The 12,929-nt window shown below is 56.9% G+C and carries 18 protein-coding genes, 1 tRNA gene and 1 pseudogene; 7 read left to right on the forward strand and 13 right to left on the reverse strand.

What is annotated here, in order from left to right; translation table 11 throughout:
• Positions 1-78 precede the first annotated feature (78 nt).
• The gene (locus JCM25143_RS07255; protein ID WP_148300042.1) at positions 79-882 is read left to right on the forward strand and encodes a hypothetical protein; all 804 of its coding nucleotides are present in this window, start codon (positions 79-81) and stop codon (positions 880-882) included.
• Positions 883-982: 100 nt separating this feature from the next.
• Here the strand turns inward: JCM25143_RS07255 and JCM25143_RS23760 are convergent.
• From JCM25143_RS23760 to JCM25143_RS23785, 13 genes and pseudogenes are all read right to left on the reverse strand, one after another.
• Positions 983-1,165: pseudogene (locus JCM25143_RS23760) on the reverse strand (transposase); the annotation flags it as partial.
• Positions 1,166-1,234: 69 nt separating this feature from the next.
• Positions 1,235-2,116: a hypothetical protein gene (locus tag JCM25143_RS21940; protein ID WP_148300043.1), complete on the reverse strand. Its 882-nt coding sequence runs from the start codon at positions 2,114-2,116 to the stop codon at positions 1,235-1,237.
• 124 nt (positions 2,117-2,240) lie between these two features.
• Complete coding sequence (locus JCM25143_RS23765) at positions 2,241-3,932, reverse strand: hypothetical protein (RefSeq protein ID WP_234395089.1); 1,692 nt, start codon at positions 3,930-3,932, stop codon at positions 2,241-2,243.
• Between the two features lie 67 nt (positions 3,933-3,999).
• On the reverse strand, positions 4,000-4,389 hold the full coding sequence (locus JCM25143_RS07275; RefSeq protein ID WP_035370683.1) for a MobC family plasmid mobilization relaxosome protein: 390 nt from the start codon (positions 4,387-4,389) through the stop codon (positions 4,000-4,002).
• A 173-nt stretch (positions 4,390-4,562) separates the two neighbouring features.
• Positions 4,563-5,558, reverse strand: a complete 996-nt coding sequence (locus JCM25143_RS23770) for a tyrosine-type recombinase/integrase (RefSeq protein WP_025860550.1) — start codon at positions 5,556-5,558, stop codon at positions 4,563-4,565.
• Entirely contained in the window at positions 5,486-6,169 is a 684-nt protein-coding gene (locus tag JCM25143_RS23775; protein ID WP_025860552.1) for a DUF6538 domain-containing protein, read from the reverse strand. The genes JCM25143_RS23770 and JCM25143_RS23775 overlap by 73 nt, the downstream gene beginning before the upstream one ends.
• 86 nt (positions 6,170-6,255) lie before the next feature.
• A tRNA-Leu gene (locus JCM25143_RS07290) sits at positions 6,256-6,340 on the reverse strand.
• Between the two features lie 57 nt (positions 6,341-6,397).
• Entirely contained in the window at positions 6,398-7,030 is a 633-nt protein-coding gene (locus JCM25143_RS07295; RefSeq protein WP_081773515.1) for a M48 family metallopeptidase, read from the reverse strand.
• 70 nt (positions 7,031-7,100) lie between these two features.
• Positions 7,101-7,559 carry a YcgN family cysteine cluster protein gene (locus JCM25143_RS17725; protein WP_035370678.1) on the reverse strand — a complete coding sequence of 153 codons (459 nt, stop codon included), beginning with the start codon at positions 7,557-7,559 and terminating at the stop codon, positions 7,101-7,103.
• Positions 7,556-7,978 carry a hypothetical protein gene (locus JCM25143_RS07305; protein ID WP_025860554.1) on the reverse strand — a complete coding sequence of 141 codons (423 nt, stop codon included), beginning with the start codon at positions 7,976-7,978 and terminating at the stop codon, positions 7,556-7,558. The genes JCM25143_RS17725 and JCM25143_RS07305 overlap by 4 nt, the downstream gene beginning before the upstream one ends.
• The gene (locus JCM25143_RS07310; protein WP_025860556.1) at positions 7,975-8,940 is read right to left on the reverse strand and encodes an extracellular solute-binding protein; all 966 of its coding nucleotides are present in this window, start codon (positions 8,938-8,940) and stop codon (positions 7,975-7,977) included. Before JCM25143_RS07310 ends, JCM25143_RS07305 begins: the two co-directional genes overlap by 4 nt.
• A 152-nt stretch (positions 8,941-9,092) precedes the next feature.
• Entirely contained in the window at positions 9,093-9,818 is a 726-nt protein-coding gene (locus JCM25143_RS23780; protein WP_234395095.1) for a TOBE domain-containing protein, read from the reverse strand.
• A 23-nt stretch (positions 9,819-9,841) separates the two neighbouring features.
• Positions 9,842-10,243 carry a P-loop NTPase family protein gene (locus JCM25143_RS23785; protein WP_234395096.1) on the reverse strand — a complete coding sequence of 134 codons (402 nt, stop codon included), beginning with the start codon at positions 10,241-10,243 and terminating at the stop codon, positions 9,842-9,844.
• A gap of 68 nt (positions 10,244-10,311) precedes the next feature.
• Here JCM25143_RS23785 and JCM25143_RS07320 point away from each other — a divergent pair, with 68 nt between their 5' ends.
• The 6 genes from JCM25143_RS07320 to JCM25143_RS07340 all read left to right on the forward strand — a co-directional run bounded on the left by JCM25143_RS07320 (position 10,312) and on the right by JCM25143_RS07340 (position 12,917).
• The gene (locus JCM25143_RS07320) at positions 10,312-10,614 is read left to right on the forward strand and encodes a hypothetical protein (RefSeq protein ID WP_025860557.1); all 303 of its coding nucleotides are present in this window, start codon (positions 10,312-10,314) and stop codon (positions 10,612-10,614) included.
• 40 nt (positions 10,615-10,654) lie between these two features.
• The gene (locus JCM25143_RS23790; protein WP_234395097.1) at positions 10,655-10,921 is read left to right on the forward strand and encodes a hypothetical protein; all 267 of its coding nucleotides are present in this window, start codon (positions 10,655-10,657) and stop codon (positions 10,919-10,921) included.
• Positions 10,894-11,079: a hypothetical protein gene (locus JCM25143_RS23795; protein ID WP_234395098.1), complete on the forward strand. Its 186-nt coding sequence runs from the start codon at positions 10,894-10,896 to the stop codon at positions 11,077-11,079. Before JCM25143_RS23790 ends, JCM25143_RS23795 begins: the two co-directional genes overlap by 28 nt.
• A gap of 145 nt (positions 11,080-11,224) precedes the next feature.
• On the forward strand, positions 11,225-11,752 hold the full coding sequence (locus JCM25143_RS07330) for a MarR family winged helix-turn-helix transcriptional regulator (protein ID WP_025860558.1): 528 nt from the start codon (positions 11,225-11,227) through the stop codon (positions 11,750-11,752).
• 31 nt (positions 11,753-11,783) lie between these two features.
• Positions 11,784-11,978, forward strand: coding sequence for a DUF1656 domain-containing protein (locus JCM25143_RS07335; RefSeq protein WP_025860559.1), 195 nt, complete (start codon positions 11,784-11,786; stop codon positions 11,976-11,978).
• 27 nt (positions 11,979-12,005) lie between these two features.
• Positions 12,006-12,917, forward strand: coding sequence for a biotin/lipoyl-binding protein (locus JCM25143_RS07340; protein WP_025860561.1), 912 nt, complete (start codon positions 12,006-12,008; stop codon positions 12,915-12,917).
• Positions 12,918-12,929 lie beyond the last annotated feature (12 nt).

The following is a 12,929-nucleotide window of genomic DNA, read 5'->3' on the forward strand; positions in this document are numbered from 1 at the left end:
GAACCGTGCAAAGGTTAAAGCTTCCGCATAGACTGGGCCCGCACTTGTTGAAGACCCTTTCAATAGAAGTAATATATTATGATTGATGCTGAATCTGCCGATTTCAATAACATAGCCCAAGCCTTTCCATGCTTCCACTCCGACGCACTACGTAAACGCTGCCTGGCAGAGCTGAGCAATTGTTCTCCAAAACTGCTAGTTGAGCTCGATCAAGAAATGGAAAGTCGATGCCCTATGCTTGCCAAAGGCCTAGCGAAATGGACTTGCAACAACACCGAAATCATGCAGCTTTCCGCTGACCTTTGCGAGGATCCAGATACCGCTTTCGAAAAAGCGGTAGAGAAACAAGTTGAGGCCCTTGACTCGAACGACCTACTCAGTGGGATGAGTTCTGAAGAAAAAACATGCCTCGCTCAGCAGCGGGCGTCTAGTATTCATAATGCCTTGCAGGACATCGAAAGGGGATTTCTGCCTCTCAATTCAGGGCCGATTACATCTATTTATCGCGGTGGAGCGCGTTCGGAGGGTGAGTTCGAAAATCGCTTCTCGATCGGCCGCGAGTTAGATTTCCAGCATGTGACAGCATGTACTATGTCTTCAAATTTTGTGCCATTGTTTTACGCAAAGAAGCAGTACGATAATCTTCAAGGCACAGGCGCCGAAATTGTGGCCTTCATGCTGGAAATCCAGTTGAATTCTGATACAGCCCCGAAGCTGCATTGGACAGGCCATGTTAAGGGGACTTATGCAATCACTACGTATCGGTGGCAACTTGAGCTTCTCGCGCCCAAGGGGCTGCAATATTGTGTTGTTTCAGTTGAGCGCATCACGCCAGATGGGAAGCCAAAACTGTTTCGAGTGACGGCGAAGGAAGTGGGGTAAGCATCGCCTCCGAGTGGCCCGTTTTCTTTCCTTGCCGTTTGAGTGGCTCACAGTGACACATCTGGTGCTTGTCCCGCCACTTGTGGTTGAACGTTAACGTCTCTTTGAGCCGCGCATTCTCCTCGACCAGTTGCTTCAGTTCCCGGACTTGGTCGGATTCCATGGCCACATACTATTTCTTCCAGCGGTAAAAGGTTAGTTCCGAAATCCCGATCTGCCGGATCAGAACCGACACCGGCATCCCCAGTTCCGCCTGTTTCAGGCAGGCAATAATCTGCTCCATGCTGAACCGCTTCGTCAAAAACCAACACTCAAACCGGGCAAATTTCACGGAGGCAGATTAAACAGATCATCAAATAAGCGGAAATCTACGTGTAGCCCCATCCAAGTGTAGGGTAAATTGTACCTTTGCTAATTCGTGTCTTTTGGTTGCGAATAAACGTACGCTCTGAATAGAATTTTCAAATAATGTGAAACTATCAACTGTGGATTTACCAGTCGGTATGACCCACAATGGCCATCTCTCTACTGTTCTCATAGCTTCTGTAACATCAAGTTTTACTGAGTAGGTTGGAAGAGGAGGTGCGCTAGGGTCATCAGGAAGTGACTTGATCAATCTTGCTGCGGCTCGATCAATATTTATAATATCATGAAGAATTTGACGTATAGCTATAGAAAATGGTCGAGAGCGTTCTCGGCCTTTATGAAAATTAGGATTGATATTGAGCATATCGGCATCAATTGGCTCCAGAAGTGAAAAAACTTCTAGTCTCTGGGGAAAAGTATAGTATGAATATACAGTGGCAACCAATACATTTTGATTGTGCTTTATACGATTGCATATCAGGGACCAGTCTCTTCCACATGACTTTATAACACTAGAAATATTTTTTGCTTTTTCTTTTCCGTCTTTAGACCGTATTGCAATAATAGATTTAGGAAGCTCTGCATAAGCATCTATGTATTCGGCAGTTTTATAGCACAGCACTTCGAAAGCAGCTATCGCCAAGTGACTTGAGTCTTGGTTAGGCGTGCCAGTTAATCTCCAAGAGTCTATGGCAGCAACAGCGTTCCGATAAGCTTGGCAAAATGAACTTGCACCTGCGGCTATCGCTCGACCTGGATGATTGATATTTAGATCCAACTTAAGAGCCAAATGTCTTCCCGACAAGGCTTCGCTTGTCGGCAGACATACACGCCCTTCTTGATCAAGTCGTACTTCCCAGCGATTCATGATGACTCATTAGCATATTTTATCAACTAGAACACATAGGTTTTCTTTTTTATCACACAGCCGACATTCTGCTCCCCCCCCCATTCGTGCCTTTTCTCTTTGCTGGTGGCAGGTGACGGCGGTTCTACCCGAGGCCTGGCGCAGGCATTCCTGAGGACGGGGCGGGGGCCTGGGATCCGGTCCTGGATATCGGGCTTTCGAGTTTTGAGCGCAGGCGTGCGATCTCGTGTGCTGCCTGCTCTTTTTCCGGTTGGTGGGCTTTGTCCCACCGTCGGATGTGCTCCGTTCTCGCCTGCACCAGCCGGTCAAAGCGGTCTTCAAGCCAGTGCTCAAGTTTTTCCGGATCGGCCATGGCGGAGAACCCGGCGTCATGCTGTTTGTGAAAATCTTCAAGGGCTGATCTGTCCCGTTCTGTCAGAACAGGCCGGACGGGTTCTGGTGGTGTTGAACGCAGTCCGACAACATGCAGCAAGGCCTGGACCACAAAGCGCAGCACTTCCAGAAATTCGAGCAGAAGCTGCTGGCAGACTTTCTCCAGCTTCCGTGCCCGCCCCGTCATGCGTTGCCAGCGCTTTCCTTCAGCCTGTTTCCATTCCTTTTTGGCATGATCGTAACGTGTAAAGCTGCTGTGAAGCTGTTTCTGATAGGGTGTGAGACTGTCCCGCCATTTCGCGAGTGTTTCTTCTCTCTCCAGAGGTGCCCAGTCGGCTTCCGGCGCTCTCTGGTCGAGAATGGCCTGCTGCTTGCGGATGAGTTCCCTGATCCTGCGACGGGTACGGGCTTCTTCAGCACTGAGAATGACCGGACAGGATGGTGGCCGGGGAGAGACTGTCAGGACGGATGGCCTGTCGACCTCCTCCATGCGTCTGCGCCAGACGTCCTCAAGCTGCCTGTCCAGGCGCGGAAGCCTGATGCGTCCTGGCTGTTTCCGCCGGGTCGCCGGAACAACGAGGGCGGGCAGTTCCATGAGATCGCTCTCCTCACTGGTGATGCGGACAGGAACACGGGTGCTCCTGATATCCGTTTTCTGTTTTGCCTTTGCTGCTGACTGCTCTTCTGCCTGAAGCCTTCTGAAGTCAGCCATCCTCACCTTTGTCAGCCGGGTAAAGCTGCCAACCAGCGTGCCATCGCCGGTTTCGATGATATGCGCTCCCGGTCGTGTTCCGTTCCGGTCTCCCTCGCGCATGGTCAGGTCATGTTCCGCCAGTGCAGACCGGAAGGATGCCAGCCCGTCGGATCGGGACCAGAGGGTTGCCACCAGTGTTTTCGTCGCCGGGAGATCCAGCCCCTGGCGTTCTGCCATCCGTCTGGCCTGCGATGTGTAGGCGGCGCGTGGTCTGGTGCTGTCAGAGGGCGGGATCAGTGCATCGACCTGTTCCGCTGCCTGATGATGGCCTTCCTGTCGCAGGGCTCTGGCAATAGCCCTGTCATGTCTGCCGGGTACGAGGGCATGGCCAAGCCTGAGTTCTTCCAGCCGGGCGATCTTCTCCAGACGCATCCATGTGAACCGGCTTTCCAGCACATGGTCCTGCTGCCACTCGGGCAGGATCAGGTGCCCGTGGGTGCTGCCCTCCTTCTGGTGAATGACGAGGGTGATGTGGTCCGGGTCTGCATGGAGTTCTTCACACAGGCGACGGGCAAAACCAGCCAGCTGGTCATCGCTCATGGCTGCGTCAGGATTGAAGGCGATATGACGCAGGCCGTAAGTCAGTCCCTCGCGTCTGGCTTCGCGCATGGCGTCATGGAGCAACCACCCAGACCCCGCCAGCACCCGTATGGCTTCATTCTTCACACCATGCAGGACATGGCGGGACAAAGCACCCGCGCCACTGCACGTTTTAATTCTGCTTTCCTTGACGATCATGGCGCATGACCACAGGCAGTCAGTGCAGGGTCAGTGCTGACCTGTCGCACCTGCGACGGGCAGACCTGTCAGAGCGGTTTCTCCGTGAGCGGGGGAGAAGGCAATCAAGATTCTGGATCAGCCTTTCAATCTCGTCCAGCACAGCCCCGCAATGCACGGCATCGCCACAGTTGGCAGAGTGGGCAAGCTGGTTGAGGTTGTTTCCAACACGGGAAAGCTGATGACGTATCCCGCGCAGTTCATCGGAAACGCGCGGCCCATCATGCCCGGTCAGTTCCACACTGGTCAGGAGGGAGCGTATCCAGTGGGCGGTTGTGGCGTGACCGAGGTGGCGAGCAACACTGCTCCAGCGCACCAGTTCATCGGGTGATGCACGGACAGAAAGACGGGACGTTCGGGCAATCGGCATGATCGGTTCTCCTTCAAGGGGGTCAACGGGGGAAGTATTCCCCCTTGCCAGCTGCGCCATGCACCCGGAACGGGTAGCCATGGAGCACTGCTGGCTCCCTGTAAGGGTAACCTATTCAGATGCCTGATTTCCGAACTTTCTTCTTATGCAAACCAGACTGTCACATAAGGTTTTCAGAAAGGCATGATGCATTCTGGCGGATAGGTCAGGGCCTCGATCACCTGCCGGAGATTGGAGACCTCGATCCCACTCGTGTAGTTCATCGTGCCCTGTGATTTATGACTGGCTTCATGCCCGAGCACGGTATCAATCCACAGTTCGCGTATATGGGATTTCTGATTGCGCAGGCGGGTGGAAACCGTATGGCGGAAAGAATGGAACGTCACATCCTCGGGGATGCCGATCCGCTTCTTGTGCTTCGAGAAGGCCCGCGCAAAGTTGTCACCACGCTCACCCGTCGATGAGACCGTGAGGTCAGGGAACAGGTAGTGCTCTCCGGTATCACGGAGCAGGTCGAGGCCCTGCATGGCGAGTAGGTGCGGGTGAACGGGGATGATCCGTTTGCCCGCTGCCGTCTTGGGTGACCAGCTGTCTTCCGGATGCGGGCGGACATGGAAGCAGGGAACCCCGTCGATAATTTCGATGTCCTGACGCCTGAGATTGCAGATCTCGCCCAGACGCATCCCTGTGAACATGCCCACGCTGATGATCCCCGCCCAGGAACGGCGTGATACGGATGTGCCGTTCCATGGTGCGTGGGCCAGCAGCGCCAGTTCATCATCCGTCCAGCCCCGGCGGACGATCTTCTTTGTGATGTTGAAATCCCACCCGGCCCATGGATTCCGGTCAGCCACCTCTCGTTGTACAAGACGTATCCACAGAGCGGACAGGCGGGAGAAATGGTTTTTCACGGTCTTCCCGCTGACGGTTTCCTGCCCGCGTTCGCGGGCCTGGACGACGGCTTCCCGGATGGGAAGGCCGGTTCTTCCTTTGCCATGTGTTGCCGGGAGATCGGACAGCAGGTCGAAGAACTTACCGGCAACCGCGCCCGTGATCTGTTTCACCGGCATGTCCCCAAAAGCTTCAATGAAGAGGGTTACGGTCTTGCGTGTGGCTTTCTTTGTATCCTCACTCTTGTCTTTGTCAGTGAAGACAAACTTTTCTGCCATGACAGACAGGGGCGGGGAGGTTGGTTTGCGGACTTTGGGCTGTTCATCCTCAATCGGGCTTCCGGCTGGAGCATCTCCCGGGGCAGCGGGGCGATGTTTGCCATATCGATAATCAGATTGGAAAGGATTTTGATCTGCTCGCGCAGCATGTCCTTTTCTTTTTTGCTCACGGCGCGATCCGTAAAGACTTTCTGCATCATGGTCTGAAGCCGGGTTTCCAGTGCCCTGAGAGAGTCCGTGGCAAAGGAGATGAAAGCGCCTTCCTTCTGCACCTGGTCCATCATCGCCATGGCGTGATCGGCCTGCAGGGCGCGTTTTTCAGCACGGAAGGCATCATCGGCAAGGGTGAGCAGTTCTTCCTGTTCCGCGATGATTTTGCCCTGTTCGGTAAGGAGAGCAATCATTTCCTCGCGTGACAGGTCGGTTGCCATCGTCTTTGCCTTCTCAAAAAGCGCGCCTGTTCGGGCGTAAAGGGCTGCTGCCCGTTCGCGGGCCACCAGCTTACTCTGAGTCTGCAGGGAGAGAGAAATTTCGGTTCGGCCCAGTCTGGCCTGCACTGCAACAGGAACAGCCCGGCGAAAATGATAATGAGAGCCGATAAGTCTGAGCATCTGCGTTTCCCGGTCTGGGAAGACAAACGGGAAAATCCCGCAGACCCGTCAGATTCTCATTTTACTGTTATATTTCAAATGGTTAGTGGTGCGAACTGCGGGACTCGAACCCGCACGCCCTATGGGCTGGAGATTTTAAGTCTCCTGCGTCTACCATTCCGCCAAGTTCGCGTGGAGCGTGCAACTGGTAGCTTGTGTCAGTGTTGCGCTTTGTCTTCTAGCAACGCTTCAGGCCAGCGGCAACTCCTGCTGTCCGGCACGCATGAGGTTTGGGCCGTGGTGGCGTAGCCAGGCTTCTGCTCGCTGGCGGTGCGGGGTGAGGCGTTTGACCTGCTGCCAGAACTGGTTGCTGTGGTCCATGTGCACGAGGTGGCTGAGTTCATGGGCTATCAGGTAATGTCTGACTTCAGGCGGTGCCATGATCAGGCGCCATGACAGCATGATGCGTCCTGTTGTGGAGCAGCTTCCCCAGCGGCTTGTCGGGTCACGGATATCCAGCCGCGTCGGCTTGAGGTCAGCAGCTTTCGCCATTTCCCGTAATTCGGTACCCAGCACGCGTGCGGCATGGTGGCGCAGGCAATCCATAACCCGGCGGGAGATGAAAGCTGTCTCACCACAGACGATAATCTGCCCGTTTTCGATCCGTGCTCCCCCACGCTGGTTCGGGCTGTGAACAATCCGGTGAGGCTGGCCTTCGATTGGGATCACGCTGTCTATAGTGAAGGAAAAAGCGTTTTGCACACGCTTGAGCCGACTGGCTAGCCAGCTTTTATTATTATGCAGGAAGGCCAGAGCCTGAGCGGGCGGGCAGGTGGCGGGCAGGGTGACGGTTATGGCATTCTGGCGTGGCGCGAGACGCATGGACAGGCGTCTGGCTTGTTTTGATACACGCCAGAGCACCGGAAAATTACCGATAGAATCAAGGTCGATGTTATTCGGTAGTAGCGGGTTGTCCAGGCCAGGTGACAATGTAATCCTCCAGTGCGCCGGCACGGCGTTCGCTAATGCAGCGCCCTGCGGCGGAAGCCCCTGCACTCATAACGGTTTCTGTCGTGCCACTGATCAGTGGATGCCACAGGGGCAGACCGCGCCCTTCGGCCAAGCGGCGATAAGCGCAGTCAGGCGGAAGCCAGTCGAGTGTGTCGATCATGTCTGGTGTCAGGGTTACACAATCCTGCACTTTGCGGTGCCGGTTTGGGTAATCCTCGCACTGACAGGTTTTGGTATTGAGCAGCCTGCACGCGACAGATGTATAATGCAGTTCTTCCGTGTCATCATCGCGCAGTTTGTGCAGGCAGCAGCGACCGCAGCCGTCGCACAGGGATTCCCACTCGCTACGGGTCATATCGGCCAGAGCGGTTGTTTCCCAGAACGGGAGAGAAGCGGTCATTTCAGAATTCCAAAAGCAAAGGCGAGAACAAGGCTGGTCAGGGCAGGTTTTTTCAATAATGGCCACCACAGGAGTGTTAGCCTTTTGGGGAGTGAGGCCCCCAGTTCCAATGCCGTGGCTGTCCAGTTTGCGGGGAGTGTGCGCAACGGGAGCGTTAGTGGCAGAACCAGCAGGGGCACCAGCAGCAATCCTTGTGCCGGAGCTGTCAGGTTTGTCCACCAGACAGCGGGGAGCATGAGCGCGAGCAGGGTGGCGGGTATGCTCAGCAGGAGCGAGAGAACATAAATAGTCTGCGCGCAGCGCAGGCGCACCATGGCGGCTAGAACCATACCCGTTCCGGCCAGAGCGGTGAGGGCAAGCAGCAGTGAGGAGAGTGCATTGCCTGCATGAACGGGCAGGCCGGTCAGTTGGGCGATCATGGGTGGGCGGCCCAGCGGTGAAAGCGCTCTGCTATGGCTGGTAAATTCTGGCCCCAGAATGAATCGTCCACAACGGTTGCAGGCGGCAGTGGTGAGAGCGCGCCGCCCGCCGCCGTAATGTCCTGCATGGAGGGGAGAGAGGGCCACGCATTGGCGAATGCCTGCTTCTGGGCAGGCTGTTCCAGCCACGAGGCCAGTGCCAGACTGGCATTGTTATGGGCGGCGTTGCGTGGCACCCCCCAGCCGTATTGCACAAGCAGGCGCTGTTTCCAGAGCAGGCCAAACTTGTCCCGGCTGTCAGCCTGTGCCCCCAGAATTTCCCCTGTGGGCACCAGCCCCATGAGTGCGCCGCCAGAAAGCAGGATCTGTCCGGCTTCCTCAGGCGTGGACCACCAGGCAATATAGGGGCGTATCTGATCCAGTTTCATGAACGCGTGGTTCAGCCCATCCCGCGAGTTCAGCACCCGATAGAGCGCATCTGCCGGTATGCCGTCTGCCAGCAGGGCGATTTCCAGTGTAGTCCGTGGGTCGCGGCGCAGGCTGCGGCGGCCCGGATGCCGCGCCACATCCCAGAAATCTGCCCAGCCCGGTGCCACTTCAAAACGGAAGCGATCCCACGCCATGGCGTAGTCGATGGAAGCGGAGGGCGTGCTGCAGACGATCTGGTTCCTGCTGTCGGTTTCTTTGGTCAGAAGCCCCATTTCGCAGCCGATCTGCAGGCTGCTGCATTCCATCATGACAGCCGCCAGACTGTGCACGGGGTGTTCTTCCTGCTGCCGCAGGGCGCTGGGTTCGCCGTTCCATGTTCTGCAAATCAGTGGGTGCCCAGAAAGCTGGCTGTAGGGGGTAAACAGGACTTTTTTCTGGGTCTGGGCAATTTTGCCAGCAAAGGTCAGCACTGTCAGGCTTCTGAGTGTATGCGCGCGTTTGGCCATGGCTTCTGCCGGGAGCAGGCAGCCCAAACCGGCCAGCAGCGCCTGCCGACGTGAGATCCCGTGCGCGGCTGGTGGCCTGTATGTTGTTTTGCCGTTTACTATGCTGGCAACGCGATGGGATGAGAAGGAGAACAGGGGAACCTCTTTGCACGTCTGAAGGCCGGTCGGACGGGAACAGTCTAGCGTGATTTTTCATCCATCGGAAAGGCGATGGCGTTCCGTGCCTGCCACGCCACCAGACCCGTGCGTCCGGGCCGTAGGTCGCGCATGGTGTGAACAGGCGGACGATGCAGCGTTATCTCCGTTCCATCGCGGCTACGCAAGCGCATGATAATAGTACGGCCCAGATGATGGGCCGAAACCAGCGTGCAGTGGACATCGCCCGATTCGGCTTCTTCATCAACAGATGCGCCCGCGCGCGGCAGCAGAATGGACAGCCGATCCGGCGGGATGCAGATACAGGCCAGATCATCGACGGCGAGGGCATGGTCGGCCATGGCCTCCACCGTCTCGCCAGAAGGTAGACGCAGGCTGGCGATGTCATCCTGAATGTCCAGCACCTTGCCGGTTAGCACATTGGCGTCATCCATCGCGACAGCCACAGCGGTGCAGGCAGGGCGGTTGAGCAGGGTAGGGGCATCCGCACTTTGCAGCAGTGTCCCTTTGTCCATAACGGCAATGTCATCCGCACTCAGCAGGGCCTCGGCGCGCTGGCGGGTCAGGAGCAGGATGCTCAGGCCTAGAGCGTGCCGAAGCCTGTCCAGCATGGCCTGTTCCTGCTGGCTGGTGTGTGAGTCCATGGTGGCAAAGGGTTGGTTGAGGATCAGCACCTCAGGCTTTTGTATCAGTGCGCGCGCCAGTCCGGCGCGAAAGGCCTGACTGGAGGTAAGTCTGTTCGCGCGCAAGTGGCGGGCTGAGTCCAGCCCCGTCAGGGCCAGCAGGTCATGACCCTGACGCAGGATTTCGTGCGGCTCGAGTACTCCGCGTGCCGCAGGGGAAAGACAATGTTGTCCAGCACCGACAGATGGCCGAATAGCGGCGCATGCACGCCGCAGGATGCGACGTGACGCAAACCGGGAGGCTGATGCGTGACATCCTCTCCCGCCACGAGCATGCGGCCTTTCTGCGGGGGTGTTGCGAGTGTGTGTGCTGCCACCTGCCAGTCAGCCCGGCTGTCAGGGCTTCCAGATCCGGGCTGTCGGGCGCGATTCCCAGCACAGCCAGACAGCCCCCCCGTGGCAGGGATAGTGTCAGGCCCGGTGCCTGCGGCAGAACCGTGAAAGAGTGCAGCGCCAGCGCCGGAGGCGAGCCATGCATGTGCGGCATGCAACCATGATCCTTGTCGGCTGTTAAAGGGGGGTAAACACTGAAGAACCCTGAATAGACGAGGTTTGAGAGATGTCTTCTGATAAAATCAAGGATATCAAGGCGGCTGGTGCAGTTGCCGCGGATACGGTGCGTGATGAAATCGATTCCCTGAAGGCGCAGCTGGAGAAGCTGATCGGCCAGCGTGTCACGCCGGTTTTAGGCAAGGCGAGCGAGCAGGCAGGGGCTTTCACGGAACAGGCAGTTGCCAACGCCCGCGAACTGGCAGATCATGCGCGCAATGATCTCGCAAAGCAGACGCGGGGCCAGACGTCGTGGGTGTCCATCGCTATTTCAGGCGTGGTCGGTTTCATACTCGGGCGGCTGTCTCGCTGAAGCATGAGCGTCACCCGAGTATAAGGTAGCCGCAGAACCCATGCATATCCTCGATCTTGGTAAATCCGTCCTGAATGCGCAGACCAGTCTCATGCAGCAGATGGCCATACGCTATGGCCGTCAGCTTGCGTTTCTGGTCATGGCGGCTGTGTTCGGGTTCTTTGCCCTGATAACGGGGCATGGGCTTTTGTGGATTCTGCTGGTTTTCGGCGGCCATATGGGGCCTGTTGGCGCCTCTTTCATGGTGTTTGGCTTGATGTGCTGGCAGCGCTGGTTTGCGTGCTGTTTGGCCGCCGCTCTTACCTGACAACGGCTGAGGTCGAAGCGCGGATCGCGCGTGACCGCTCCATGACCCATATCCGCGAATCCCTGACAATGGCGGCTGTTACAGCCACTGTTGCGGGTACTGTTGGCCGCGGTGGCGTGCGCAAGGCATGGGATATCGTGCGGCGCAAAAAGGACTGAAATTGTCCCCCAACTGTCTAGCGGGGGTAAAGCCATAGGTTCCATTCCAAATTTGCATTGGCGCGGGGCGTCATTTGAGTAAATGATGGCTCAGCATTTTAATAAGCGTGCAAATTTTTTGCATACTTGTCAGCGTGAGCGGTGAATGGAACCTGAGAACGATTCTCTTGAGGCAAGCGAGGCCCGCCGGTTCTTCGGGCATAGGCTGGCGCGGATTGCCGCAGCCTGGAGGCGCGAGATCGATACCGATCTACGCGCTTTTGGCCTGACTGACGCCACGTGGCGTCCTATTTACTATCTCAATTTCTCCACCACACCCATGCGCCAGACCGATCTGGCTCGTTCCCTGTCGCTTGAGGCTCCCTCTCTCGTCAGGTTGCTGGACGTGCTTGAAAAGCGCGGTTATGTCGTTCGTGAAACGGACGAGGAAGACCGTCGCTCCAAACTTGTCAGTATTACGGATGAAGGGCGGCAGGTTGCGGCCCTTGTCAGTCAGGTGGCGGATGAGGTCACGGTCCGTCTTACCGCCGCCATATCGGATCGGGAGCTGGATGAGTGCGGTCAGGTGCTGGATCGGGTGGAACAGGCTGCGCAGGAGCACAGGGAACTGGCTTCTCATGCCGTGCCGTTACGCAGGGACAGTGGCACCGGCCGGGGGAGCGATCACGTATGATGGTTTTCTGCTGCCGTGGTGAGTGTGCGCCATGCTGACTGAATTCAATCTGTTCGGTGTCTTTATGGCACCGATTGTCGTGTACGCGCTGGCCGCCCTGCCCATTACCATGGGTATCCGCTTCATGCTGTGGTGGAGCGGCCTGCTGGGCTGGTTCTGGCATATCGCGCTGTTTGAAGTGTCGCTTTACGTTTGTATTCTCTGCCTGCTGATCCTTTACGTCTGACCCGAAAAGGCTTTCGAGACCGCCGCAATGTCCCTTCTGCGCACCCTCATTCGCATCGTCCTGACCCTTGCGGTCGTGTCTCTGGCCATAGTGCTGGGGGTTACTCTGTGGAATGTCTACATGATCGCGCCCTGGACGCGTGATGGCCGCGTGCGGGTTTACGTGGTGGATGTGGCACCGGAAGTGTCTGGCACGGTGGTGCAGATTCCGGTGGTGGACAACCAGTACGTACATAAGGGCGATCCGCTTTTCGTGCTCGACCCAGTGCGTTTCCGTCTGGCTATCCGTGAGGCGCAGGCCCGGCTCGATGGCGCGCTGGAAGATCTGAAGCTCAAGCAGAACGATGCCAAGCGCCGTATGGGGCTGGGCGGTATTGTGTCTGCTGAAGAGCAGGAAGTGTTCAACTCCAGCGTTGCAACCCAGATTGCATCGGTGGATGCCGCTCGTGCGGCGCTGGATGTGGCCAAGCTGAACCTGCAGCGTTCCGTGCTGTATGCCCCGGTTAATGGCTATGTTACCAACCTCAACCTGCGGGTGGGGGATTATGCTTCCGCCGGGCAGGCCCGCATGGCCGTCATCGATGCCGACTCCTACTGGGTTTACGGGTATTTTGAAGAAACCAAGATGTGGGGCGTGCATGTAGGCGATGAGGCCCGCGTGAAGCTGATGGGCTATAAGCCTATCCTTCTGGGCCATGTTGTCAGCATTTCCCGTGGTATCAACGATACCAATGGCTCTCCCGACAAGCTGGGGCTGCAGTCGGTCAATCCCATTTTCACATGGGTGCGTCTGGCCCAGCGTATTCCGGTACGTATCCACCTCGATCATGTGCCCGATAGCGTAACGCTGGCGGCGGGCATGACGGCTACTGTCAGTGTTGGGCCGGAGCCTCGGGGCCGGAGCGGCAGGTTGACAACGTGGCTACAGGATCATCTCTGATCGCGGGGACAG

The organism is Acetobacter papayae JCM 25143, from assembly GCF_000613285.1.
Classification (GTDB): domain Bacteria; phylum Pseudomonadota; class Alphaproteobacteria; order Acetobacterales; family Acetobacteraceae; genus Acetobacter; species Acetobacter papayae.